The sequence below is a fragment of the Streptomyces hesseae genome, from assembly GCF_031845785.1.
GTDB lineage: Bacteria > Actinomycetota > Actinomycetes > Streptomycetales > Streptomycetaceae > Streptomyces > Streptomyces hesseae.
In genome coordinates this window covers 259,180-284,170 of record NZ_JAVRFI010000004.1, presented here as the reverse complement: position 1 = coordinate 284,170, position 24,991 = coordinate 259,180, and the positions used below count along the sequence as shown (strand labels likewise).

The window sequence follows — 24,991 nt, the reverse complement described above, 5'->3', positions numbered from 1 at the left end:
CGGAAGACCTGGAAGGCCCGGCATGCCGACGCTCCACCTCGTGACCGGCGCCCCGGGCGCCGGGAAGTCCACGCTGATCGCACACCTGGCGGCGTACCCGTTCGTCGCCGTCGACTTCGACGAACTGATCGACCCTGTCGGCGAATTGCTGGGCGTGGACGTCAGGTCCTCGGCGGCGAGCCGGGTGTGGCCCGGCTACAACAAGCTGTGGGTGGAGATCGTCACCCTGCTGCTGCGGGGCGGCGGGCCCGTGCTGGTCATGTGCCCGCTGGCGCCGGACGAATGGCGGCGCGCGGCGTCGGCCGCCTCGGCGGCCCTGCCGGAGGCCGTCTGGGCGCGGCTCGACTGCGCCGACGCCGACCGGCGTGCGCGGCTCGCCGCGCGTGGCTGGGACGACGGCCGGATCGAGGACGCGGTCGAGGACGCCGCCGAACTCCGCCGCGTCGTCGGCCGGGAGTTCACCACCAGCGGCCGCCCGGCCGCCGGGACCGCCGCGGCTCTGGCCGAGTGGGTCGGCGGCTAGGCGCGGAGCTCCTCGATCGCTTTCAGGGCCTGACCCGCCCCGTCCTCGGTCGCCATGTGTCGCGCAGCCGTAGCGGCCGCCTGCGCGTACGACTCCTGCTTCACGACCCGGTCGAGCGCGTCGGCGAGCCGTTCGGCGGTGAGGGACGGGAAGGGGATCGGGTCGGTGGCGGCGCCGAGGGCGGCGAGGCGTCCCGCCCAGAACGGCTGGTCCCCGGTGACCGGCACGGTGACCGCGGGAACCCCGGCGCGCAACGCGGCCGCCGAGGTGCCCGCCCCGGCGTGGTGGACCACGGCGGCCAGCCGTGGGAACAGCGCGGCGTGCGGTACGTCCCCGATGGTCAGGACGTCGTCGCCGTCGGCCGCGAGCCCGGCGCTGCCGGACTGGAGGATGCCGCGCAGCCCGGCGCGGCGCAAGGCGCGCACGGCGATCCCGCTCAGCCGTTCCCCTTCCCCGCCCGCCATGCTCCCGAAGCCGATGAGGACGGGCCGGGGTCCGGCGCCGAGGAAGTCCTCCAGCTCGGCGGGGAGCCGTTCGGCCGGGTCGTGGTGGGGCCACCAGGTCCCGACGACCCGCATGCCGGGGCGCCAGTCGGCGGGGCGCGGCACCAGCGCCGTGCTGTAGCCGTTCAGCACGGGCCAGTCGGCTTGTTCCTGCCGGCGGCGCATCGCGGAGGGGGCGAGCGGCGGCAGTCGGAGACGGGCGCGCAGGTCCGCGACCGCCTGCTCGTAGAGACGGTCGACCATGCGGAGGGCGAAGCGCCCCATCGCGCGGTTGCCGAGGCGGCCCAGTGAGCGGGTGCCGGTGACGGCGGGCGGGAAGTCGCCGGTCGGCGCGGTGGGCTGGAGGTACGCGCCGAGGCTCGGGATGCCCGTGGCCTCGGTGAGGTGCCAGCCGAGCGGTGCCGTGGTGGCCGACAGCAGAAGCAGTTCCGTGTCGTCGTCCACCGCGTCGGCGAAACCCTGGCCCAGTTCGGTGACGAACGCGGCGGCCGTGCGCATCAGCTCGCGTTTGCCCGTGCCGGCGCCGCGCCCCCGGGTGTCGGCGGGGAGGCTGCGGAATTCCAGCCCGGCGTCGCGTACGAGGTGTGCGTAGGCGTCCGTGGCGGCGATCGCGACGTCGTGCCCCGCCAGGCGCAGCTCGGCGCCCAGGCCGGTGTAGGGCGCGACGTCGCCGCGCGATCCGGCCGCGGCGATCAGGATCCTCATCGGTGCTCCTCGGATACGGAATCGGTGCGGCCGCCGGCGTGGCGGGCCGCGTTGGCGTGGACCGCCCTGGACACATAGGCGGCCAGCCCCGGGCGCTGCTGTGACGGCGGTACGACCAGGGCGAAGGCGCGGGGCTCGGCGACGAAGTCGTCCGCGATGCGCCGGTGCATGTCGGCGGGGCAGGAGGTGAACCAGCGCGAGATGTGCAGACGGTGCTCCTCGGCGAGGTCCATGGCCCGCTCGCCGTCGCTCGGCTCCCCCTCGTCGAAGGCCGCGAGCAGCTCCGCGCGCCAGGCGGCGGCCTCGCCCATGAGCCGCCGCCAGTCCTCCTTGGTGTGCGCCGCCGCGCGCGCCATCGCCTCGCGCCGGCCGTCCGAGTGCGCCCACTTCAGCTCCGCCTGGGTGGCGTAGCTCAGGTCGAAGGTGATGTCGCCGAAGACCTCGAAGCGCTCCTCGGGGGTCAGGGACACCCCGGTCTGCTGGACCTCGATGGCCCGTTCCGCCACCTCGGCCAGCCGCTGCAGCCTGGCGATCTCCTCGCTCAGCCGCCGCTGCCGGGCCCTCAGCTGCTCCAGGGCGTTGGCCTGCGGGTCCGCGAGGATCGCGGCGATCTCGTCGAGGGAGAAGCCGAGCTCGCGGTAGAACAGGATCTGCTGGAGCCGGGCGAGGTCGGCGTCGCCGTAGAGCCGGTATCCGGCGTTGCTGCGCTCGCTGGGCGAGAGCAGCCCCGCCTTGTCGTAGTGGTGCAACGTCCGCACCGTCACCCCGGCGAAAGCCGCGACCTGTCCCACGGAGAAGCTCATCCACCTGCCCTTTCGTCGGCCTACAGCCTCAGGCCTGACGTAGGGGGAGGGTCAAATCGCCGCTTGACGGACTCCGTCAAGCGGGTGTTGAACGGGGTGCCCCAGAGTCCCTGTTACCGCGGGAAACACTCGCGGAACCGCAGGGAATGAGGTTCCTCATGCGTCGCTTCACCCCCCGCCTGTTGGCCGCGGCCGGCGTGGCCGCGATCGGGCTCGGCACACTCGCCACCGGCACCGCCTCGGCCTCCTCCACCTCCTCGGCCGCCCTCTTCGCGGCCCGGAGCACCCATGTCAAGTTCCACAACGGGACCGGCTGCCAGCTGAACCGGCAGAGCTACGGCCTCGACCACGGCATCTGGAGCCAGGGACTGGAGCCGAATGCCACCGTGTACAACAAGGGGGACGACTACTGGCAGTCGGAGAGCAACGGGTTCATGACCGGCACCGAGGGTTCCATCACCTACAGGACGTCCAACTGCGAGGAGGGCTGGCGGAACGACCGGACCATCCGCATGCACTGGAACAACCCCTACGTCGGCAGCAACGGGCGCGACACGGACGGCACGGACAGCGCCTTCCGTTCCGTCTTCGAGGGCGGCGGCGGTGACAACGCCCTGCTCCTGTGGGGCGAGTACAAGAACCCCTGACCCTCACGCGAGGCCGGCCAGCAGCGTCCGGGTCTGTTCGGCGTCGGCCGTGGCCCCGCGTCGTTCGAAGAGGTCGAGGGCGGCCTCCAGGCAGGCCCGCGCCCTCGCTCCCTGTCGCAGATGACACAGGCCGCGCCCGAGTGCCCTGAGCAGGGCGCCCTCGAGCATGCCGCTGGTCCGCCGGGCCAGCGGCATGAACTCCTCGGCGGTTCGCGCCGCGAGGGCGTGGTGCCCCGCTTCCGCGTGGACCTCGGCCATCAGGGTGCCCGTGGCCGCCTCGAAGGCGGTCACACCCAGGGCGCGGAACATCTCCAGCGCGGCCCGGGCCCGGTCCAGCGCGGCGTTCCCGTCGCCGCACAGGCGCAGGACCCGGGCCAGGTAGTACAGCCCGATGGCCTTCGACACCGACTCCCGGCCGCCGACCAGCTCCGCGCCCCGCTCGGCGGCGGCCCGGGCCTCGGCGAGCCTGCCCTGGCGGGCGTAGTTGAAGGCCAGTTCGCCCAGTGCGGTGCCTTCCGCGATCTCCGCACCGAGCTCGCGGAAGAGCCGCACCGAGGCCTCGCCGTGGCCGACCGCCTCGGCGAAGTGGCCGTGGACGCGGGCGTTCGCGCACAGTGTGAGGTGCGCCGACGCCCGCAGCCGCGCGGAGCCGCCGGCGCACAGCTCCAGGGCGCGGGCGAGCTCGGGCTCGGCCTCGGCGTAGGAGTTCGCGTGCCACAGGGCGTTGCCCCGGACGTACCGGGCCAGGGCCTCGACATCCGGGCTGCCGCGGCGCGCGGCGGCACCGGCGACCCGCTCGGCCCGTTCGGCCACGGCGGACAGGTGGGTGATCCCCGACAGCACGGTGTTCAGCTTGTCCATGAGGTCGGCCGCCTGGGTCAGCGACAGGCCGTCGTCCTCGCAGGCGCGGTCGACCAGCGCGCGCTGCACGGGGATCTCCTCCCGCATCCAGTCGGTGGCGTCCTGGGCGGTGCCGAACGCGAGGCCCGGCGAGGTCATCGGCACGTCGATGAGGGAACGTTCCTCGGGTTCCACCGAGTGCGCGACGGCGTCGGCGTTGCGGGCGGTGGCCACGCAGAAGTCCAGGAGTCCCGCGAAGGCCCGGGTCGTCTCCCCGGGGGTGTCCTCGCGGGCGCTCCTGGCCCGCGCGAACGTACGGACCAGGTCGTGGAAGTGGTACCGGCCCGGCCTACGGGACTCCAGGAGGCTCAGGTCGACGAGCGATTCGAGGAGTTCCTCGGTGTCCTCCGGGTCGTGGGCGTCCCGGCCCAGCAGCGCCGCCGCGCACGACGGCCCGGAGTCCGGTACGTCCAGCAGGGCCAGGAGCCGGAAGGCCCGTGACTGTTCGCCGGTGAGCTTGGAGTACGACAGGTCGAACGCGGCCTCCACCGCCGCGTCCCCGCTGCGCAGCTCGGCCAGACGGTTCCGTTCGTCCGTGAGCAGACGGACCATGTCCGCCAGTGACCGGCCGGGCTCCGCGGCCAGGCGGGACGCGGCGATCCGCAGGGCCAGGGGCAGCGCCCCGCAGGCGTCCGCCAGCTCCGCCGCCGCCTGCGGCTCGGCGTCGACGCGGCGGTCGCCGATGATCCGCCGCAGCAGCGCCAGCGCCTCCTCGGGCGGCATCACGTCGAGCCGCATGTGCCGCGCGCCCTCCAGCCCGGTGAGCCAGGCGCGGCTGGTCACCAGCACGGCGCAGCCCGCCGCGCCCGGGATCAGCGGGCGCACCTGGTCGCCCGAGGCCGCGTTGTCGAGCAGCAGGAGCACCCGCCGTTCCGACAGTGACGAGCGGAAGAGCGCGACGCGTTCGGCCATGCCGTCCGGGACGTCGCTCGCTTCGGTTCCCAGCTCCCGCAGGAACGTGCCGAGCACGGAGTTCGGGTCGGCCGGGTCGTGGTCGGCGCCGCGCAGGTCCACGTACAGCTGCCCGTCCGGGTAGGTGTCGCCGAGCCCGCGGGCGGTGTGCACGGCGAGGGTGGTCTTGCCGACGCCGGCCATGCCGTTGATCGCGGAGACCACGACGGCCGGCGCGTCGCCGTTCAGCATTCCGGTGAGCGTCTCCACCTGCTCCCGGCGTCCGGTGAAGTCGTCGATGTCGCGCGGCAGTGCGGCCGGGCGCGGCCCCGCGGCCCGGATGCCGTGTGCCGGTCCGGGGAGCCTGAGGGAGGGGTCCGAGCGCAGGATCCGCCGGTGCAGCTCCCGCAACGCCCCGTCGGGCCGGGCCGTGCCGAGGTACCGCCGGGTGTCCTCGAAGACCCCCAGCGCCTCGGCCTGACGGCCCGACCGGTACAGCGCCAGCATCTGCACCCCGCGCAGCCGCTGGCTCGCGGGGTACTCCACCACCAGGGCGCCGGCCTCCGCGGCCAGCCCGGGGCGGTCCCCGAGCTCGGCGTCGAGCTCCAGCCGGGCCTCCAGCAGCGCCTGCCGGACGCCGCGCAGCCGGGTGCGCGCCGCCCTGGCGGCCGGCCCGTGGAGGCCCGCCAGCGGCTCGGCGGCCCACAGGGCGAGGGCCTCGTCGAGGACCTCGCGGGCGCGGTCCGCCCCGTCGGCGGACCGCGCCTCCTCGGCCGTGGCCAGGGCGCCCTGGAACGACCAGGTGTCCACGGCGTGTTCGGCGACCCGCAGCGCGTAGCCGTCGCCGACCGTCTCCAGCACCGCCGCGCCGGTCCCGTCGAGGGCCCGGCGCAGCCGCCAGATGTGGGTCCGGATCGCGTGCTCCGGTCTGGCGGGACGGTCGCCCTCGTCCCACACGCCGTCGACGAGCAGCGGCATCGCCACCGTCCGTCCGGCGGCGCCGAGCAGGACCGCGAGCACTTCCCGCTGCTGCGGTCTGCCCAGGTCCAGCTCGGCGTCACCGCTCCAGCCCCGCACCGGGCCGAGGAGGGAGAACCGGAGCTCCCGCGTCACCGGCTCGACCAGACCGGAACGATGTAGGGGGCCTCGCTGAAGACCTTCACCGTGCCGTCGGTGAACACACCGAGCTTCAGCTCCGGACTGTCCTCGCTGGGCCGGTACCGCTTGGTATCGCTGGTCCAGCACACACGGTTGTTCTGACCGTAGACCACGAAGTTGCCGTCGGACTGCATCATGGCGCGGTCCCCGCAACCCGCCGTGTCGGCGTGCCAGGTCGGCGTGCGGTGCGCCCAGTTGTCGTTGGTGGTGTAGGTGACGAGGTTGCCGTCGTCCTGCATCACCAGCTGGACGTAGTCGTTCTTGAGGCCCGAACCCTTGGTGAGGGTCTCGTTGTTCCAGATGAAGCCCCGGACGTCGTTCCGGTCGGCCGAAGCCGTTCCGCCGGTCGCCATCACTCCGGCGGCGGCGACCACCGTGGTCGCGGCGACGGCGGCGAGACGGCGGGAGAGTCTTCTGCGCATGGCTGGTCCTTCGGTCGTGGGGTGAGCGATCACCCCACGACTCTCGCGGCGGCCGATGCACAATCGATTGATGAGCGCTAAATGACCCCTTGCGCCTCTTTGGGACCGCCGGGCTCGTTTTCCCGCCAACCGTCGCCGAGTCCGACTCTCTCGACGATCTTCGGGGAAAGATCTTTTCCATGCCCGAACCCCGTACCGACGACCTGCCCTTATCCGCCCCCTCCGCCCCCGGTGAGCCCTCCGCCTCGTCCGGGCCGCCGCCCTACCGGTGGCGTTGGGCGGCCCTGGGGGTGATCCTCGCCGGCGAGGCGATGGACATGCTCGATTCGCTGGTGGCCACCATCGCGGCGCCGTCTATCCGGGCCGAGCTGGGCGGTGGGGCCAGTCTCACCCAGTGGCTGACAGCCGCCTACGCGCTCGCCATGGCCGTCGGGCTGATCACGGGCGGGCGGCTGGGGGACGTTCTGGGGCGCCGGCGGACGTTCCTGATCGGCACGGCCGGATTCACCGGCGCCTCGCTGCTGTGCGCGGCGGCCGTGTCGCCGGGGGTCCTGGTCGCGTCGCGGGGGCTCCAGGGGCTGTTCGGGGCGGTGCTGATCCCGCAGGGGCTCGGCCTCATCAAGGAGATGTTCCACGGCCGGGAGCTCGGCAGGGCGATGGGGATGTACGGGCCGGTGATGGGGCTGTCCTATGTGGGCGGTCCGATTCTGGCCGGCTGGCTGGTGGACGCCGACTGGTTCGGGGCCGGCTGGCGCATGGTGTTCCTGGTCAACCTGCCGCTCGGGGCGCTCGCGTTCCTCGGCGGGTGGCGGTTCCTGCCCTCGTCGGGACCCACGGCCACGACCAGGCTGGACCTGGTGGGTGCCGTGCTGGCCTCGGTCGCCGCGCTGGCGGTCGTCTTCCCGCTGGTGCAGGGGCGCGAACTGGGGTGGCCGGTGTGGGCCTTCGTGTCGATGGCGGCCGGAGCGGCGCTGTTCGGGGCCTTCGGCCGGCACGAGAGACGTGTGTCACGCGGTGGCGGCGACCCGCTGGTGGTTCCGGGGCTATTCCGCAAGAGGGCCTTCTCGGGCGGTCTGGTGACCGGTGCGGCGCTGTTCGCCGCGGTGGCGGGGTTCTCGCTGGTACTCAGCCTCTATTTCCAGTCAGGGCTGGGGGCTTCACCGCTGAAGGCGGGGCTGGCCGTGCTGCCCTGGTCCGCCGGTACGGTCATCGGCTTCGTGGTGGTGCAGGTGCTGGACAGTGCGGGGGCGCTGAGCCGGTTGGGGCGCCCGCTGGTGCAGACCGGCGTCGTGGTGATGGCGGCCGGCGTCGGCGCGTTCGCGTGTGCGCTGCGCTGGGCGGGCCCACAGGTCACGGTGTGGCAGGGAGCACCGGCACTGGTGGTCGTCGGGCTGGGGATGGGGCTGGTGATGGGCCCGTTCTTCCAGGCGGTGCTGGCCGCCGTGGAGCCGCACGAGACGGGTTCGGCCGCCGGGACGCTGACCGCGGTGCAGCAGTTCGGCAGCGCGCTGGGCAGCGCGGTGCTGGGCACGGTCTTCTTCTCCGTGCTCGCCGGCCGGGTCACGGCCGCGACCGAGGGCGATGCCTCCGGAACGGCGGCCCGCCTGGGCTACTCCCGCGCCATGGAGATCACTCTGGGCGCGGAGGCCGGGCTGCTCACGGTCACGCTCCTGGCGTCCTTCCTCCTCCCTGCCAAACCGGGCGGAACCACATCGACCAGAACTGACCGGACCTGACCGGAAATGACGTTGGTGATTGACACCTGGAAGAGAACCGTCCAGTCTCATCAGCCGAACAACCAGCCATAGCCTGACTATTGGCCGTAAGTCCCGTAAAAGAGCCGGATTATGGGCGATTTACCCGGGGTCAGGAAAGGTCACCAAGGGTTCGACAGAAGTCGGGAAACCCGGACCTCATCGGCCTGCCCCGAGGAGTCACCACCGAGACAGGAAGGCGCTTCATGCTGCCCACGATGCCGCACCACGAACGTGAACGTTTCCTCGCCGAGCCGCGCATCGGCGTGCTGGGCGTCACCGACCCCCGGGGCGAACGCGCCCCGCTGCTGGTGCCGATCTGGTACCACTACGAGCCCGGAGGGGACGTCGTCGTCCAGACCGGCCGGGAGATGGTCAAGACCCGGCTCCTGCGCGCGGCGGGCCGCTTCAGCCTCTGCGCCCAGGACGACAACCGCCCGTACCGGTACGTGAGCGTCGAAGGGCCCATCGTCTCGGTCACCGACCCGGCCGACCCCGAGCTGCGCGAGGCCATGGCCCACCGCTATCTGGACCCCGAGGAAGCGCGCGCCTACCTCAAGGCGACAGCGCATCAGCTCAAGGAAGACGTCACCTTCCGCATGCGCCCCCAGCACTGGCGCACCGCGAACTTCGCCGCCTTCGCAGCCGACTTCGCCGAGCAGGGCAAGAGCGACTCCGCCGGCTGAACCACCCACCCACCGGACCCACCACGGCGGATGACATGACACCCACACCCCCCGAACACGAACGAACAGGTCTTCATGACAGACATCGATGTTTCCGTCCGGCCGTCCTCCATCGGCCTCCCCGGGACAGCCGGTACGAGCGGCCCACACGATTACCCGCGTGACCGAAGTCTTCCCGAGCTGTTCGAGGAACAGGCGGCGGCCCGGCCACAGGCCCTCGCCGCCCGGCACGGGGACCGCACGCTGACCTACGGACAGCTCAGTGCCCGTTCCGACGCGCTGGCCGCCCACCTCCTCGGCCGGGGGGTCGAGCCCGGCACCCCGGTGGGCGTGTGCGGCAGCCGTTCCCTGGAGGCGCTGGTCGCGCTGCTGGGCATCCTCAAGGCGGGCTGCGCCTACGTCCCGCTCGACGAGGACCTGCCGCCGGCCCGGCTGCGGGCCATGGCCGAGGACGCCGGGCTGCGCGCCGCCGTCGTACTGCCGGGCAGCGCGATACCGGTGCGCGGACTGCCCGTCCGCGTGGAGCTGGACACCGTCGATCTCGACGCCCGGCCCGTTCCCACCCCCGCCACCGCCGCCACCGACTGCGCCTACGTGGTGTTCACCTCCGGCTCGTCCGGCCGCCCCAAGCCGGTGGCGATACCCCACCGCGGCGTGGCCCGTCTCGTCCTCTCCGACGGCGAGTTGCCCGCGCCCGGCCCCGGCGACGGCGTACTGCACGCCTACGGCCTGTCCTCCGACGCCTCCACCATCGAGATCTGGGGCGCGCTGCTGACCGGCGCCTGCCTGGTCCTGGCGGACCGCGAGGAACTGCTCTCGCCCACCGCGCTGGAGGAACTGTTCCGCGCCCGGGGCGTGACCGTCGCCTACCTGACGACCAGCGTCTTCCACCTCGTCGCCCGCACCCGCCCCCAGGCCCTCGCGCCGCTGCGCTTCGCCTCCGCCGGCGGCGAGGCGATGGACCCCCGCCTGGCGAACGAGGTACTGGCCGCCTGCCCCGGCACCACCGTGGTCAACTTCTACGGCCCGACGGAGAACTCCGTCGTCTCCACCGCGCATGTGGTGCGCGAGCTGCCCGCCGACGCCACACACGTCCCCATAGGACGCCCCTTCGGCGCCACCGTCTGCCACGTCCTGCGCGCCGACGGCTCGGCCGCGGCGCCGGGCGAGGAGGGCGAGCTGTACGTCGGCGGCGACGGCCTGGCCCTGGGCTACCTCGGCGATCCCCGGCTGACCGCCGAGCGGTTCGTCAGCCTGCCCGCCGTCCAGCCGGGCGGACCGCTGTACCGGACCGGCGACCTGGTCGTCCGGCGCGCCGACGGGCTGCTGGAGTACCGGGGACGGCTGGACCGTCAGGTGAAGCTGCGCGGTGTGCGCGTCGAACTGGACGAGATCGAGGCCCGGCTGCGGGCCCACCCCGAGGTCGGCGAGGCCGTCGTCCAGCTCGAGTCCGGCGCCCTGACCGCCTACGTCACCGCTGCCGTGCCCGGCGGCCCGCTGGACCTGTCCGGCATCCGCGCCTACTGCGCCGAGTGGCTGCCGCCTCAGACCGTCCCGGTGCTGGTGGCCATGGACCACCTGCCGGTGACCAGCGGCGGCAAGATCGATCGCGCCCGGCTGAAGGCCCTCGCGCCCCGGCCCGCGGAGCCCGGGGAGGCGGACCCGTCGAAGGTCGAGGGAGTGCTCGACGCCCTCGCCGAGGTGTGGCAGCAGGTGCTCCGGGTGCGCCCCACCCCCCAGGACGACTTCTTCCGGCTCGGCGGCGACTCGCTGCTCGCCTCCGAGACCGTCACCCGCACCCTCGCGGTGCTGGGCCTCGACGCCGCGCTGGGCTCCACCCTGATCAGGGCCCTGCTGGCGGCGCCCACCCTGGAGGGCTTCAGCACGGCCGTCCGCGAACTGCGTGGCGGCGGCTCCGCGCGGAACGACGGACCGGCGATCGACTTCGAGCGCGAGAGCGAGCTCGGCTTCGAGCTCCCGCCCGTCCAGGGCCCGGCCCCGCGCCCCGAGGACCCCCGGAACGTCCTGCTCACCGGCGCCTCCGGCTTCGTCGGCGCGTTCCTGCTCGACCGGCTGCTGCGCATGACGTCCGCGCGCGTCCACTGCCCCGTACGGGCGTCCGGCGTCGCGCACGCCACCCGGCGGGTGCGCAACACCCTCGCCCGCTACGGGCTGAGCCTGGACGAGGCCGCCTGGCAGCGAGTGGAGTGCTTCCCCGCCGACCTGACCGAACCCGACCTCGGCCTCTCCCCCGACCACGCCGCCGAGCTGTCCGGCGGCCTGGACCTCATCGTGCACAACGCGGCCCGGGTCAACTTCCTCTACCCGTACGAGGAGTTACGGTCGGCCAACGTCGAGGGCACCCGGCGGGTCGTCCAGCTGGCGGCGCCCCGCCGCGTACCCGTCCACTTCATCTCCACCGTCGCCGTCGTCGCGGGATTCGGCACGGCCGGCGTGGACAAGGTCGACGAGGACACGCCGCTGGCGCACGCCGACGGGCTCACCATGGGCTACGCGGAGAGCAAGTGGGTCGCCGAGGAGGTGCTGCGACGCGCGGCGGAAGCGGGCCTGCCGGTGGCGATCCACCGGCCGTACGAGGTGACGGGCGACCGGGCGACCGGCGCGTGCAACACCGAGACGGCCATCTGCTCCCTCTTCAAGACGATCGCCGAGACGGGGCTGGCCCCCGACATCGAGCTGCCGATGGACTTCGTCCCCGTCGACCACCTCGCCGAGGCCGTGGTCCACATCGCCACCCGCCGCCCGGCCGGCTGGCGCGTCCACCACCTCACCAACCCGCGCCCGGCCATGCTGTCGGACGTCCTGGACCGGATGCGCACGGCGGGCTTCGCGATCCGCACGATGCCCTACAACCAGTGGGTGGGCGAACTGGTGCGCCACGTCGCCCGGAACCCCACCAGCGCCACGGCACCGTTCGTCTCCCTGTGCGTGGACCGCAGCCGCAACGCCGACATATCGGTCAAGGAGATGTACCTCAAGGGCGTCTTCCCGGTCCTGGGCCGCCGCAACGCCGAGGAGGCGCTGGACGGCAGCGGGCTGCACTGCCCGCCCGTCGACACCGCGCTGCTGGACCGGTACCTGGAGTTCTTCTTCTCGTCCGGCTACATCCCGCGCCCCGCCCCCGGGCACCCGTCGCTTCCCGGAACTCCCGCATCGGAGCACACAGCATGAGCGGCCACGAGGAACTCACCGGCCTCATCCAGGTCCCGGAGGTCGAGCCGGGCACCGCCGGCCCGCCGTGCGGCTACGCCCGGCTGCGCGCCGAAGCGCCGGTGGTCAAGGCCGAGCTGCCCAACGGCGAGACGGGCTGGCTGCTCAGCCGGTACGAGGACGTACGGGCCGCCTTCGCCGACCCCCGTCTCGTCCGGCCGCTGCTCTCCGCCTGGCCGCCCCGCGAGGGCCCCGACGCCCCGCCCCCGGCCCTGCCGACGTTCCTGGAGATGACCGGCGCGCACCACGAGCGGGTGCGGCGCACCGTGCTGCCGCTGTTCGGCAGGCGCCGCCTGGAAGTCATGGAGCCCAGGATCCGGGCCATGGCCGGGGAACTGATCGACGCCATGGTGGAGTCCGCCGACGGCGGCACGGCCGACCTGGTCGCCGCCTACGTCGAACCGCTGCCGCTGCGCGTCCTGTGCGAGACCACCGGGCTGCCCCACGAGGACCGCGACATCTACCTGCCGCACACCCTCACCCTGCTCAGCGCCGCCGGGCTGTCGATGGACGAGGTGCTGGCGGCCCTGTACGCGCTCCAGGACTATGCCGACGACCTCATCTCCCGCAAGGAGAAGGAGGACGAGGGCGAGGACTACATCCACCTCCTGCTGGCGGAGAGCCGCCGCCCGGACAGCGGACTGACGCGGGACGACGTGGTCAGCTTCGTCGTCACCATGCTGATGGCCGGCTACAAGACCAACATCCAGCACACCGGCAACGCGCTGTACACCCTGCTCACCCACCCCGAGCAATTGCGCGAGCTGCGCGAGTCGCCGCAGCGGATGAGCACCGCGGTGGAAGAGCTGCTGCGCTACGTCCCGCTGATGAACGCCATCAACATCCTGGTCGCCCAGGAGGACTTCACCCTGCACGGGCAGCACATCCGGGCCGGCGACGCGGTCATCCCGGTGCCCGCCTCCGCCAACCGCGACCCCGCCGCGTTCACCGACCCCGACCGCCTGGACCTGACCCGCACCCCCAACGCGCACGTCGCCTTCGGGCACGGGCCGCACGCCTGCACCGGCGGACACCTGACCAGGCTGCAACTGGCCACCGCCATCGAGGTGCTGCTGGAGCGGCTGCCCGGTATCGAGCTCGCCGTGCCGGCGGAGTCGATCACCTGGGACGAGTCCACCCCCCTGCGGGCCCCCGCCCGGCTTCCGGTGCGCTGGTGACGCACCACCCCCTCGACGACGTGACGACCGGACGAGAAAGGCCCGAAACCGTGACCGCACCGAACGCGGAGCTCCCGCAGACGGAGCTCCCGCACTACCCCTTCAGCACCCAGGGCGACCGCCTCGCCCCCGAGCTCGGCGAGTTGCGGGGCCGCTGCCCCGTGGCCAGGGTGAGCACCAACTCCGGTGAGGAGGCCTGGCTGGTCACCGGCTACGAGCTGGCCCAGAACGTGCTGCGCGACCGGAAGTTCGCCCGGTCCGTGCTGGGCGACCCCGAGGGTCCCACCCAGGACGCCCCGATCCTGGCACCGGAACTGCTGGACGCCATGAACCACCTCCAGCAGGCCGGGCTGCGGGATGAGGTCCTCCAGGCGCTCGGCCGCAACCAGCCCGAGCTCCCCGCCGACTGGGTCGCCGGGATCACCCGTGAGGGCCTGGACGCCATGGTCCGGCAGGGCGGCCCCGGCGATCTCCAGCGCCACTTCGCGGAGTGGGTCGCCGCCCAGTGCATGTGCCGCTTCCTCGGCCTGCCCTTCGAGGACCACGAATGGCTCGCGGAACGGGCCGACCTCGACCTGACCATGGTGACCCCCACCAACGAGGAGCTCGCCCGCAACTGGGAAGAGATCCGCGTCTATATGAGCGACTACATGGCCTCCCGCGAAGCCGGCCGGCCACGCGGACTCGCCGACCGCCTCGCCGACCTCAACGAGGAGCGCAAGGGGCTGACCGACAAGCAGCTGTCGAACATCGTCTCCGTCCTGTTCGTCAGCGGCTACGAGGACTTCGCCAGCTTCCTGGGCGTCGCGGCGCTCAACCTCCTCCAGCGCCCCGAGGCGATGGACTCCGTGCGCGCCCGGCCGGAGACCATGCCCCAGCTGGTGGAGGAGCTGCTGCGCTACAGCGTCGTCCTGGGCAACGCCATCCCCCGTTTCGTCACCGAGGACGCCAAGCTCGGCACCGCGGACGTACGGCAGGGCGATCTCATCCTGCTCTCGCTGGACGCGACCAACCACGACCCGGCCGCCTTCGCCGACCCCGGCACCTTCGACCCCGGCCGCTCCCCCAACCCCCACCTCCGCTTCGGCTACGGCCGCCACCACTGCCCCGGCGCCCACCTGGTCCGCCGGCAGTCCGAGACCGCGTTCCGCGTCCTGCTCGACCGCCTGCCGGACATCCGTCTGGCGGTACCGGTGGACGAGGTGCCCTGGCACCCCAACCGGATGGCGATCATGCCGGCGGGACTTCCGGTCACCTGGTAGCGAAGGTTCACACCTCGGGAGCTCCCACCTCGGGAGCTCCCGTCTCCTTCAGCTCTCCGTCGGCCAGCCGCAACCACCGGTCGACGCGGATCTCCCACAGGAAGCGTTCATCGTGGCTGACGACCACGAAAGCCCCCTGGTAGGAGTTGAGCGCACTCTCCAGCTGGGCCGCGCTGACCAGGTCGAGGTTGTTCGTCGGCTCGTCCAGGAGCAGCAGGTGGGGGGCCGGTTCCGCGCACAGGACGCAGGCCAGGGTGGCGCGCAGCCGCTCGCCGCCGGAGAGCACCCCGACGGGCAGATGGGCGCGGGCGCCCCGGAAGTGGAAGCGGGCGAGCAGGTTCATCCGCTCGGCCTCGGAGCGCTCCGGGGCGTACTCGGCGAAGTTCTCGGCGACCGTACGGTCCGGGTCCAGCAGGTCGAGGCGCTGCGAGAGATAGGCGACGCGCCCGTCGGCCCGCTTGATCGCGCCGCTCTCCGGGGTCAGGCCGCCGTCGAGCAGCCGCAGCAGGGTGCTCTTCCCCGCGCCGTTGGGGCCGGTCAGCGCGATGCGTTCCGGGCCCCGGACGGTCAGGTCGATGCCGTGCCCGGCGAAGACGTCCTTGCCGCCGAGCCGGACGCGGAGTTGTTCGCCGAGGAACAGATTGCGTCCGGCGGGCACGTTGGTGTCGGGGAGGTCCAGCGTGATGCGCTGTTCCTCGCGCAGTGCGCGCCCGGCCTCGTCCAGCCGGGCCTTGGCCTCGCCGACCCGGCCGGCGTGCATCTGGCCGGCTCGTCCGGCGGCTTCCTGCGCGCCGCGCTTCATATTGCCGGCGAAGATGCGGGGCAGGCCCGCGTTCTTCAGGTTGCGGGCGGCGTTGCTCTGCCGGCGTTCGGCGCGTTCGCGGGCCTGCTGCATCTCCCGCTTCTCCCGCTTCAGCTCCTGTTCGGCGTTGCGGACGTTCTTCTCGGCGACCTCCTGCTCGGCGCGGACGGCCTCCTCGTACTCGGTGAAGTTGCCGCCGTGGAAGCGGATTTCACCGCGCGGGTCGAGTTCGGCGATGCGTTCCATGCGGTCGAGCAGGGCGCGGTCGTGGCTGACCAGGAGCAGGCAGCCGGTGAAGTTCGCCAGCACGTCGTAGAGCTTGTGCCGGGCGTCGAGGTCGAGGTTGTTGGTGGGCTCGTCGAGCAGCAGCACGTCGGGCCGCTTCAGCAGTTGGGCGGCGAGTCCGAGGGAAACCACCTGGCCGCCGCTGAGGGTGCTCAGTGTGCGGTCCAGGGCGACATCGGTCAGGCCGAGGCGGTCCAGCTGGGCGCGGGTGCGTTCCTCGATGTCCCAGTCGTCGCCGATGGTGGTGAAATGCTTCTCGTCGGCGTCCCCGGACTCCACGGCGTCGATGGCCTGGACGATCGCGGCGACGCCCAGCACCTCGGCGACGGTGAGCTCGCCGGTCAGGGGCAGGCTCTGCGGCAGATAGCCGAGGGTGCCGGACACCGAGACCGACCCGTCGCGGGCTCGCAGTTCACCGGCGATGAGCTTGAGCAGGGTGCTCTTGCCGGAGCCGTTGGGCGCGACGAGGCCGGTGCGGCCGGAGCCGAGGGTGAAGGACAGGTCCTGGAAGACGGGAGTGTCGTCGGGCCAGGCAAAGGACAGGTTCGAGCAGACGACGGAAACGCCGGACATGAAGGTGACCTCGTGGAGGGGAGGGAGGCAGGAACGACACTCCTGCCTCGGCGACAGCGGACAAGGGAAGACGGGACGCCGACGAAGCCACTGTCGGCGGTGCTTCCGCGCACCGGCCGGTGGCCTGTCGGGGCCGGGTGATCACCCGGAGATGTCGTCGTCCGCCACCATGTCCGAACTCTCCTCAACACATGACCCAACGCAAGATCAGAATCCGTGCCAGTGTAGCAACTTAGGCAAGGCTCACGGCGGGCATTTTTCGCAGGTGTGCGATGTCCCGGTCCGGGGCGGCCTCCAGGTGCTCGATGCCGCCCGTCGTCATGAGGATCACCACCCCGCCCTGGACCCCGGCCAGAAGGGCCGCCGCCTCACGGTCGGCGTCCAGGGCGGTGGGCACGTGGTGGTGCATCACCGGGTACGTCAGCAGAATGCTGTTGGGCAGGTCGGTCGGCCGGAGGGCCGGGACGCCCATGAAGGGGCCGTAATAGGCGTGCACCCCGTGGGGGCGCAGGGCGAGCTGCGAGGAGTGGAACGTCTCGACGCCGCCGTCGTAGACGACATCGGCTCCCCGGCCGCCGGTCAGTTCTCTGACCCGCCCCTCGAAGCCGCCGCCGGACCAGACCGGCACATGGTCGGCGCCGGCCTCCGGAGGACGCGCCCGTGTCAGGGCTTGAGCATGCGGTCCTGTTCCACCGGGGGCGTGCCGTCGCGCCAGTCCAGGGCCTTGCCGAAGCGGATCAACTCGCCGTACAGGACGGGGTCGACGTTCTCGGCGAACACGACGTCGAGCACGGCCCGGGCCGCGTCGGCGGGCGACTGGGCCTGGCTGAAGTCGCTGAACCACGGCCGGGAGGTCGCGGTGTCGACCATGCCGGGGCAGACCGAGGCGATCAGGGTGCCGGTCGCGAGGTCGCGCTCGCGGCGCGCGGCGGCGACCGCGCGTACGGCGGCGACCTGGGCCACCTTCGAGGGGACGTTCAGCCAGCGTGGCCACCCCGCCTCGGCGGAGGTGTTGTTGTGGATGGCGCTGCGCCACGACTCGACGGCGTACTCGACCTGGTCGAGGCTCGCGCCGTCGAACAGCTTGTGCAGCCGTGGGTCGAGGTGGCCGAGGGTGCCCAGGCCGCTGGCCACGACGAGCAGCCGGCCTCCCGGGCGCAGGACGGGGCCGAAGCGGCGCAGCACCGCGTGGGTGGCGGTGTTGGAGACGTCGATGAACTCGTCGGCCCGTTCGGCCTGCGAATCCTCGGGCAGCATGCGGGTGACCGCGTTGGAGATGACGATGTCGGCGCCGCCGTACCGCGTCCCGAGCTCGTCGGCGAGGCGGGCGATGGCCTCGGTGTCGGTGACGTCCAGGACCCGGCCCTCGACGCGGGCGCGGGTGCCGGGCAGCCGGTTGACCTCGTGGGCGGCGTCGGTGACACGTCGGTCGTCGCGCCCGGTGAGCAGAACCAGGTCGTCCGGGTGCATCCGGGCCGCCAGCCCTTCGACGAGGGCGCGGCCGAGACCTTGGTTGGCACCGGTGACGAGGGCGATGCGTGAGGTGTTCATGTCCTCCACGGTAGGAAGGCCGCTTCCATGCGTCCAACGAAAGTCATGCACAGGTAGCATGCGTAATCCTCATGGACTTCACTGATGTGTCACTGACCGCGCTGCGCGTCTTCCGCGCGGTGGCCGAACAAGGCACGTTCACCGCGGCCGCGGTGTCGCTGGGTTACACCCAGTCGGCGGTGTCCCGGCAGATCGCCGCGATCGAGCGGGCGGCGGGTTCGGAGTTGCTGGAGCGACGGCGCGACGGAGTGCGGCTCACCGCCGCGGGCCGCGTCGTCATGCGCCGCGCGACGGTCGTGCTGGACGAGATCGAAGCGACCGCGCGGGAGCTGTCGGGCCTGCCGGGGCAGGCCGGGACGGTCCGTCTGGGGTGGTTCCCCAGCGCCGGCGCCGTACTGATCCCCCGGGCCCTGGCGGCGCTCCGCCGGACGGACCCCGGCCTGCGCGTCGTCGGCCGGGAGGGCGGCACCCCGGCGCTCGTACGCGCCCTGCGGGCCGGCAGCCTGGACCTGGCCCTGCTCGCCTCGGCCCCGCCCTTCCGCCCGCCGGACACCGAGTCGCCCCCGCTCGCGCTGTGGACGCTCACCGAGCGCGCCCTGCTCCTCGCGGTGCCCACGGCCCACCCGCTCGCCCGCGGCGACTACGTCGACGTGGCCGACCTGCGCGGGCAACGCTGGATCGTCGGCTCCTCCTCGGGCGAGGACCAGGCCATGGGGGTCTGGCCGGGGCTGGACGAACGGCCCGAGATCGCCCACACCGCCCGTGACTGGCTGGCCAAGCTCCACCTCGTCGCCGCCGGCTGCGGCCTGACCACCCTGCCCGCCACCCTGGCCTCAGCCGTGCCGCCGGGTGTCCGCGTCCTCCCCGTGCGCGGCGGCCCCCAGGAGCAGCGCCGCCTGCTCCTGGCCCGGCTCCCCCACCCGCCGGCCGAGCCGGTCACCCGTCTGGCAGCCGCCCTCCGCGCGGCGGCCCTGGACACGGACGCGGCGGCTCCACCCTCGCCGGCCTGAGGCGGACTCGAGCTTCTACCGGGCCATTTTTCTGCCCTGAACGCTTCCCGAAGTGGACGCGCGTGCGTATGTCGAGAAACTCTGTTCCCGCGAGCACGGAAATACTCGATCCCCGAGGAGCGCCGAGAATGAGCACCTATCGAGTCGTCCAGGTGACCACCCCGAACGGCCCGTTCGAGCTGGCCGAGCGTGAGGTGCCGCGGCCGGGACCCGGCCAGGTCAGAATCGCCGTCGAGGCATGCGGCATCTGCCATTCCGACGCGATGTTCGTGAGCGGCGGGCTGCCGGGGGTGTCGTTCCCCGAGGTGCCGGGGCACGAGATCGCGGGGCGCGTCGAGGAACTGGGCGAAGGCGCCGGCGACCACGGCTGGCGGGTCGGCGACCGGGTCGCGGTCGGCTGGTTCGGCGGCAGCTGCGGCCATTGCGGGCCCTGCCGGAAGGGCGACTTCATCGTCTGCCGGAACCTGAAGGTCCCGGGATGGGCGTACGACGGAGGGTTCGCCGAGAAGGTGATCGCACCCGTCGACGCCCTGGCCCGGATCCCCGACGAGCTGACGGCGGCCGACGCCGGGCCCATGGCCTGCGCGGGCGTGACCGTCTTCAACGGCCTGCGGCGCAGCTCCGCCCGGCCCGGTGACCTGGTCGCGGTGCTCGGTCTCGGCGGCCTGGGGCACCTCGGGGTGCGGTACGCCGTCGCGATGGGATTCGAGACCGTGGCCATCGCCCGTGGCCCCGAGAAGGCCGGTTTCGCCAAGGAGCTCGGCGCCCACCACTACGTCGACAGCACCTCCGGCACCCCGGTCGCCGAGTCGCTGCAGTCCCTCGGCGGAGCCAAGGTCGTCCTCGCCACGGCCGGCAACTCCGAGGCCATCACCGCCACCGTGGAGGGTCTGGCCCCGCGCGGGGAACTGGTGGTCATCGGAGCGGACACCGCACCGCTGGGCATCAACCCGGCCCAGCTGCTCATGGGTGCCCACGTCCTCCGGGGACACCCGTCCGGCACCGCGCAGGACGTGGAGGACACCATGGCGTTCAGCGTCCTCCACGACATTCGCCCGATGACCGAGACCGTACCGCTGGAGCGTGCGGAGGAGGCGTACCAGAAGATGCTCGCCGGGAAGGCCCGCTTCCGGATGGTGCTCACGACCGGCTGAGACCCGCCCGCCACACGAAGGTCACGTCACACAAAGGCGCTGTGCCCGGTGATGGACTTGCCGACGATGAGGGTGTTCATCTCCCGGGTGCCCTCGAAGGAGTAGACGGCCTCGGCGTCGGCGAAGAACTTGGCGATCCCGTAGTCGAGAACGATGCCGTTGCCGCCGAAGAGTTCACGGGCCCAGGCGACGCACTCGCGCATCCGGGTGGTGGTGAAGGCCTTGGCGAGGGCGGCCTGTTCGGCGGTGTCCCGGCCGGTGGCGGAGAGCTGGCCGAGACGGACGACCATGCCGAACATGGCGGTGATGTTGCCGAGCATCTTCACCAGCAGGTCCTGGATCAGTTGGAAGGCGCCGATGGGCCTGCCGAACTGCTCACGCTCGACGGCATAGGCGCGGGCGAGTTCGTAGGCGCGTACCGCGACCGCCAGCGCCTGCCAGGCCACCCCGCCGCGCGTGCGCGCCAGGATGGCGGCGGTGTCGCGGAAGCCGCCGATCCGCTGGAGGCGGTCGGCCTCGGGGACCCGTACCCCGTCGAGGGTGATGTCGGCGTTCTGCACGGTCCGGAGCGCGATCTTGCCTTCGATCTTGGTGGCGGTGAGACCGGGGGTGCCCTTCTCCACCACGAAGCCCTTGACCTGGCCGTCGGCCGTATCGCGTGCCCAGACCACGACGAGGTCGGCGAAGGTGCCGTTGCCGATCCATCGCTTGGCACCGTCGAGGACCCACGTGTCGCCCTCGCGCCGGGCGGTGGTGCGCATGCCGCCCGCGACGTCGGAGCCGCCCTCGGGCTCGGTCAGGGCGAAGGCGCCGATCTTCCTCATCGCGGCCATGTCCGGCAGCCAGCGGTCACGCTGCTCCTTGCTGCCGCCCCCATGGATGCTGCCCATCGCCAGTCCGGTGTGGACTCCGGAGAACACCCCCAACGACGGGTCGACGCGGTTGAGTTCCAGGTTGAGGAAGCCGGAGAACAGTGGGCCGCGGTGGCGGCCGTCACCGTACTCGGGGTAGGCGTATCCGGCCAGGTGGAGCTTCGCGACCTTCTCGATCGCCGCGAAGGGGAATTCCGCCCGCTCCCAGGAGGCGTCGAACAGCGGCTTGATCTCGTTTTCCAGGTAGTCGCGGATAGTGGCCAGTTCGGCCCGTTCGGCGTCGCTGAGCAGGTCGGCGTATCCGAAGAAGTCGGGGGTGGGGTTGGCGGGCTTGGGCATGGGTTACTCCTTTGCGGTTCAGCGGTCGTCGGTCTGGCGCAACGCCGCGTCGAGCGCGAGCTGTTTGCGGTCGCGGAGGGCGGCACGTCGCCGGTACGCCTCGGGACCGCTGCCGTACGCGGCCTCCGTCTGGCCGACGAGCGTGGCGACGGCGGCGGCGTCCAGCTCCGGGTGGCCGAGGCGCTGCCAGCCCTCGGCGAGGCCGGGCCCGAGGTGCCGCATCATGTGCCGGATGCCGCCGGGGCCGCCGCCCAGGTGGAAACTCTCGAAGGGGCCGACAGCGGCGTAGCGGCCGCCCAGCGACGAGATCATCAGCGTGTCGAGTTCCGCCGCGTCGACGACACCGCTGAGGACGAGGTGGATCGCCTCCTGGAGCACAGCGCCCTGGAGCCGGTTGGCCGCGAATCCGGGGAGCTCCTTGCGCAGTCGCACCGGCGTTTTGCCCAGCGAACGGTAGAAGGCCATGGCCGTCTCGACGGTCTCCTCGGCGGTCCGCTCACCCGGCACGATCTCCACGAGCGGGACGATGTGCGGCGGATTGAAGGGATGCGCGACAAGCAACCTCGCGGCGTCCTCCCCCGGCAGCCGTTCGGCGATCCGGGTGGCGACGATGCCGGAGCTGGAGGTGGCCAGCAGCGCGTCGGCCGGGGCGTGGCGGGCGACGTCGGCGAACAGCCGCTGCTTGAACTCCAGGTTCTCCGGGCCGTTCTCCTGCACCAGGCGCGCTCCGGCAACGGCCTCGGCCAGGTCGTGGGTGGTACGGATGCGGCCGCGCAGGTCCGCCGCGTCACTGCCGGGCAGTCCGGCGGCGAGCATAGGCAGCGCCTCGTCCACAGCCTGCTCCAGATCCTCGCGCGGATCTGTGACGGTCACCTCGATTCCGTTCGCGGCGAACAGGGCGGCCCATGCGAGGCCGATGGTGCCGGCACCGACGACAGCGGTGGTCATGACGGGTCCTCCTCGGTCAGGTAGTCGTGGACGGGAACGGCCCGGCCCAGCGTGAGGTCCGTGACGATGTGGCTCGCCGAGACGATCTCGCGCACCGGCAGATCCGCCAGCGGCGCCAGCACATGCGCGAACAGTTGCAGCCGCGCGGGCCCGGTGTAGGCCTCCTTGACCACGAGATCGGTGATCCGGGTGCGGACGAGTTCGCAGACGCGCGGGGTGCCGTCGTAGTCCGGGACGGTCTTGAGCATGTACGTGGGGACGGCGATCTGCTCGCGGGCGAGCTCCGGGTCGAGCGGGTGGTGTTTGTAGCCCATCGTGGCGGTGGCCACCCGTACGCTCCCGTAGTCGAGCGTGCCGACCAGCGCGGCGTGTTCGGCGTACAGGGCGGGTGCGCCCATCGCCTTCGGGTAGGCGCTCACCTCGCGGCCCGCGGCGGTGGCGGCGAAGCTGTCCAGGTACATCGCGTGGAGGTACTCGCCGCGCTCGTCCCCGAAACGCACCGGGATGGCCTGCCCGGCCTCGACGTACGGGCCATAAGCCGTGGCGTCGCCCATCTTCATCACCTCGAACCGCACCAGCGGCTCGTCGAGGTCGACCTGGAGCGGCTCGGGCACCACGGCCCGCAGCGCCTCGGGGTCGGTGCGGTAGACGACGTTGAGGTACTCGCGGTCGGTGAAACGGACGGCGACGGGGGCGTACGCGGGCGCTGTGGCGGGCGTGCTGATGGTCCGCAGGATCTGTGCGCGGTTCATCGCCCGCTCCACCGCGGTGCGCGCTTCTCGGCGAAGGCACGGACCCCTTCGGCGAAGTCGGCGGAGCGCAGCAGCGCGCCGATCTCGGCGGTCTGCGCCGCGAACGCCTCCGGCTCGGGTACGCCGTCCGCCCGTTGGACGGTCCTCTTGACCGCGGCCAGGGCCAGCGGCGCGTTGGCCGCGATCTCCTCGGCGAGCTCCAGGGCGGCCGGAAGGGCCTGGCCGTCGGGGGCGACGCGGTTCACGACGCCGAGTTCGCGGGCGCGTTCGGCGGTGATCGTACGGCCGGTGAGGAGGAGTTCCATCGCCAGGTGGTAGGGGACGCGCTTGGGGAGTCGTACGGCGCCGCCGCCACCGGCGATCAGCCCGCGCTTGACCTCGGGGAGGGCGAACCGGGCGCCCTCGGCGGCTACCACCAGGTCGCAGGCCAGGGCGAGTTCGAAGCCGCCGCCCAGGGCGTGGCCCTCGACGGCCGCGATCAGCGGCTTGGCCGTACGCGCCTCGACGAGCCCGGCGAAGCCCTTGCCGGGCACGGTCACCTGCTCGCCGCGGGCGGCGGCCTTGAGGTCCATGCCCGCGCAGAACGTGCCGTCCGCGCCGGTGAGGACCCCGACCCGCAGGCCGGGTTCGGACTCCAGGCGGTCGACGGCGGCGGCGATGCCCCGGGCGACGTCGGCGTTCACGGCGTTGCGGGCCCGCGGCCGGTCGATCGTGACGACGAGGGCGCTGCCGACGGTGTGCGTGCGGACGCTGCTGCTCATCGCCGCACCTCGCCATGCTCGCCATGGGCGAGCTCGAGCTCGAGTTCATCGAGCACTTCGTCGGTGTGCTGGCCGGGCAGCGGCGCGTGCCGGCGCACCGAGGCCGGGGTGGCGGAGAACGCCAGCGGTATGCCGATCACCCGGTAGGCGCCCTCGCTGGGGTGCTCGGCGACGTCCAGCAGGCGGCCTCCCTGTACGTACGGGTCCTCGGCGGCCTCGTCGAGTCGCAGCACGGGGCCGAAGGGAATGCTGTGCTTGGCGCACACCTCGCCCCACTGCGCGGAGGTCAACCGGGGCGTCACCGTCTCCAGCAGCTCGGCCAGGGCCTCGCCGTCGCGCGTGGAGTCGATGAACTCGCCGTTGACGCGCGGGTCCTCGGCCAGATCGGGGCGTCCGGCGGCGGCGAACAGGTCGCGGAAGTTCTGCGGGCTGTACGGGATGACCATCGCCAGGCCGTCCTTGGTGGGGCGGGCCCGGTGCCCCTTGTTCATGGACAGCGGGAAGCCGGTCGGGCCCATCGGCGGCTCGAAGACGCGGCCCTGGAGATGCTCGACCAGGTTGAACGCCAGCAGGGTGTCCACCATGGGTATCTCGACGTGCTGGCCGCGACCGGTCGCCCGCTGGTGGACGAGGGCCGCCAGTGCCGCGTACACGATCGTCAGCGCGGCGACCTTGTCGCCGAAGATGCTCGGCAGCACGACGGGCGCCCCCACGTCGCCCGCGCGCTGCGCGAGGTCGATGAGCCCGGATGCGGCCTGCACCGTCTCGTCGTACGCGGCCAGCCGGGCCCGGTCGGAGTCCGGGCGGAACCCTTGCGCGTGGGCGTAGACGAGGCGGGGGTTGGCGGCGGCGAGGCTGTCGTAGTCCATGCCCAGGCGGCGCAGGGCGTCGATGCGCATATTGGTGATCAGGATGTCGGCGGTGCCGATCAGCTCCAGCGCCGTGGCGCGTTCGCTCTCGTCCTTGAGGTTGAGCGTGACGCTGCGCTTGTTGCGGTTGACGTTGAGGTTGAGGGGCGTCATGCCGGGCGTGCGGTGCAGCACGCCGATCCGGACGGTGTCGTTCGGCGACTCGATCTTGATGACGTCGGCGCCGAGGTCGCCGAGGATCTGTGCGGCGTACGGGCCCATCACCACGGTGGCCATGTCGATGACGCGCACTCCGGCGAGGGGGCCGGTGGGCGTGCCATTGTCTGCTGCGGATTCCATCACCACTCCAATTCGAGGGCAATACGGGGATTCCCCGTTCGCATGGAAAACGCTAGTCCGGCGCGGTGACGGA

General features: G+C 72.4%; 21 protein-coding genes. 9 read left to right on the top strand and 12 right to left on the bottom strand.

Annotated features, from left to right (window positions below):
- The first annotated feature begins 22 nt into the window (after positions 1–22).
- Positions 23–523, top strand: a complete 501-nt coding sequence (locus RM609_RS09350; RefSeq protein ID WP_311609498.1) for an AAA family ATPase — start codon at positions 23–25, stop codon at positions 521–523.
- Here the strand turns inward: RM609_RS09350 and RM609_RS09345 are convergent.
- Positions 520–1,731, bottom strand: coding sequence for a glycosyltransferase (locus RM609_RS09345; protein WP_311609497.1), 1,212 nt, complete (start codon positions 1,729–1,731; stop codon positions 520–522). The genes RM609_RS09350 and RM609_RS09345 overlap by 4 nt on opposite strands.
- Complete coding sequence (locus RM609_RS09340) at positions 1,728–2,534, bottom strand: MerR family transcriptional regulator (protein WP_311609495.1); 807 nt, start codon at positions 2,532–2,534, stop codon at positions 1,728–1,730. Before RM609_RS09340 ends, RM609_RS09345 begins: the two co-directional genes overlap by 4 nt.
- A gap of 158 nt (positions 2,535–2,692) precedes the next feature.
- Between RM609_RS09340 and RM609_RS09335 the strand changes: the two genes are divergently transcribed.
- Positions 2,693–3,181, top strand: coding sequence for a hypothetical protein (locus tag RM609_RS09335; RefSeq protein ID WP_311609494.1), 489 nt, complete (start codon positions 2,693–2,695; stop codon positions 3,179–3,181).
- A gap of 3 nt (positions 3,182–3,184) precedes the next feature.
- Here RM609_RS09335 and RM609_RS09330 read toward each other — a convergent pair whose 3' ends face one another.
- Positions 3,185–6,085, bottom strand: a complete 2,901-nt coding sequence (locus RM609_RS09330) for an AfsR/SARP family transcriptional regulator (protein WP_311609492.1) — start codon at positions 6,083–6,085, stop codon at positions 3,185–3,187.
- Complete coding sequence (locus RM609_RS09325; protein WP_311609491.1) at positions 6,082–6,552, bottom strand: hypothetical protein; 471 nt, start codon at positions 6,550–6,552, stop codon at positions 6,082–6,084. The genes RM609_RS09330 and RM609_RS09325 overlap by 4 nt, the downstream gene beginning before the upstream one ends.
- 179 nt (positions 6,553–6,731) lie before the next feature.
- On the opposite strand from RM609_RS09325, the gene RM609_RS09320 reads away from it, so the two are divergent.
- The 5 genes from RM609_RS09320 to RM609_RS09300 all read left to right on the top strand — a co-directional run bounded on the left by RM609_RS09320 (position 6,732) and on the right by RM609_RS09300 (position 14,663).
- On the top strand, positions 6,732–8,288 hold the full coding sequence (locus RM609_RS09320) for an MFS transporter (protein WP_311609489.1): 1,557 nt from the start codon (positions 6,732–6,734) through the stop codon (positions 8,286–8,288).
- 236 nt (positions 8,289–8,524) lie between these two features.
- Complete coding sequence (locus RM609_RS09315) at positions 8,525–8,992, top strand: pyridoxamine 5'-phosphate oxidase family protein (RefSeq protein ID WP_311609488.1); 468 nt, start codon at positions 8,525–8,527, stop codon at positions 8,990–8,992.
- 75 nt (positions 8,993–9,067) lie between these two features.
- Positions 9,068–12,184, top strand: a complete 3,117-nt coding sequence (locus tag RM609_RS09310) for an amino acid adenylation domain-containing protein (protein ID WP_311609487.1) — start codon at positions 9,068–9,070, stop codon at positions 12,182–12,184.
- Positions 12,181–13,401 carry a cytochrome P450 family protein gene (locus tag RM609_RS09305; RefSeq protein WP_311609485.1) on the top strand — a complete coding sequence of 407 codons (1,221 nt, stop codon included), beginning with the start codon at positions 12,181–12,183 and terminating at the stop codon, positions 13,399–13,401. The genes RM609_RS09310 and RM609_RS09305 overlap by 4 nt, the downstream gene beginning before the upstream one ends.
- A gap of 50 nt (positions 13,402–13,451) precedes the next feature.
- Entirely contained in the window at positions 13,452–14,663 is a 1,212-nt protein-coding gene (locus RM609_RS09300) for a cytochrome P450 (protein ID WP_311609483.1), read from the top strand.
- A gap of 7 nt (positions 14,664–14,670) precedes the next feature.
- On the opposite strand, the gene abc-f is transcribed toward RM609_RS09300, so the two are convergent.
- The 3 genes from abc-f to RM609_RS09285 form a co-directional block, all read right to left on the bottom strand.
- Entirely contained in the window at positions 14,671–16,323 is a 1,653-nt protein-coding gene (gene abc-f, locus RM609_RS09295) for a ribosomal protection-like ABC-F family protein (RefSeq protein WP_311609482.1), read from the bottom strand.
- 232 nt (positions 16,324–16,555) lie between these two features.
- The gene (locus RM609_RS09290) at positions 16,556–16,951 is read right to left on the bottom strand and encodes an MDR/zinc-dependent alcohol dehydrogenase-like family protein (RefSeq protein WP_311609481.1); all 396 of its coding nucleotides are present in this window, start codon (positions 16,949–16,951) and stop codon (positions 16,556–16,558) included.
- Between the two features lie 35 nt (positions 16,952–16,986).
- Entirely contained in the window at positions 16,987–17,874 is an 888-nt protein-coding gene (locus tag RM609_RS09285) for an SDR family NAD(P)-dependent oxidoreductase (protein ID WP_311609479.1), read from the bottom strand.
- A 71-nt stretch (positions 17,875–17,945) separates the two neighbouring features.
- On the opposite strand from RM609_RS09285, the gene RM609_RS09280 reads away from it, so the two are divergent.
- Positions 17,946–18,884, top strand: coding sequence for a LysR family transcriptional regulator (locus RM609_RS09280; RefSeq protein ID WP_311609478.1), 939 nt, complete (start codon positions 17,946–17,948; stop codon positions 18,882–18,884).
- A gap of 128 nt (positions 18,885–19,012) precedes the next feature.
- Positions 19,013–20,038 carry an alcohol dehydrogenase gene (locus RM609_RS09275; RefSeq protein WP_311609476.1) on the top strand — a complete coding sequence of 342 codons (1,026 nt, stop codon included), beginning with the start codon at positions 19,013–19,015 and terminating at the stop codon, positions 20,036–20,038.
- Positions 20,039–20,064: 26 nt separating this feature from the next.
- Here the strand turns inward: RM609_RS09275 and RM609_RS09270 are convergent, their stop codons facing one another.
- The 5 genes from RM609_RS09270 to RM609_RS09250 are packed head-to-tail and all read right to left on the bottom strand — an operon-like array spanning position 20,065 to position 24,918.
- Entirely contained in the window at positions 20,065–21,249 is a 1,185-nt protein-coding gene (locus RM609_RS09270; RefSeq protein ID WP_311609474.1) for an acyl-CoA dehydrogenase family protein, read from the bottom strand.
- An 18-nt stretch (positions 21,250–21,267) separates the two neighbouring features.
- A complete protein-coding gene (locus tag RM609_RS09265) occupies positions 21,268–22,197 on the bottom strand; it encodes a 3-hydroxyacyl-CoA dehydrogenase NAD-binding domain-containing protein (protein WP_311609473.1) in 930 nt (309 codons plus the stop codon).
- Entirely contained in the window at positions 22,194–22,949 is a 756-nt protein-coding gene (locus tag RM609_RS09260) for an acetoacetate decarboxylase (protein WP_311609472.1), read from the bottom strand. The genes RM609_RS09265 and RM609_RS09260 overlap by 4 nt, the downstream gene beginning before the upstream one ends.
- Entirely contained in the window at positions 22,946–23,710 is a 765-nt protein-coding gene (locus RM609_RS09255; RefSeq protein WP_311609471.1) for a crotonase/enoyl-CoA hydratase family protein, read from the bottom strand. The genes RM609_RS09260 and RM609_RS09255 overlap by 4 nt, the downstream gene beginning before the upstream one ends.
- Positions 23,707–24,918: a CaiB/BaiF CoA transferase family protein gene (locus RM609_RS09250; protein WP_311609470.1), complete on the bottom strand. Its 1,212-nt coding sequence runs from the start codon at positions 24,916–24,918 to the stop codon at positions 23,707–23,709. The genes RM609_RS09255 and RM609_RS09250 overlap by 4 nt, the downstream gene beginning before the upstream one ends.
- Between the last annotated feature and the right edge of the window lie 73 nt (positions 24,919–24,991).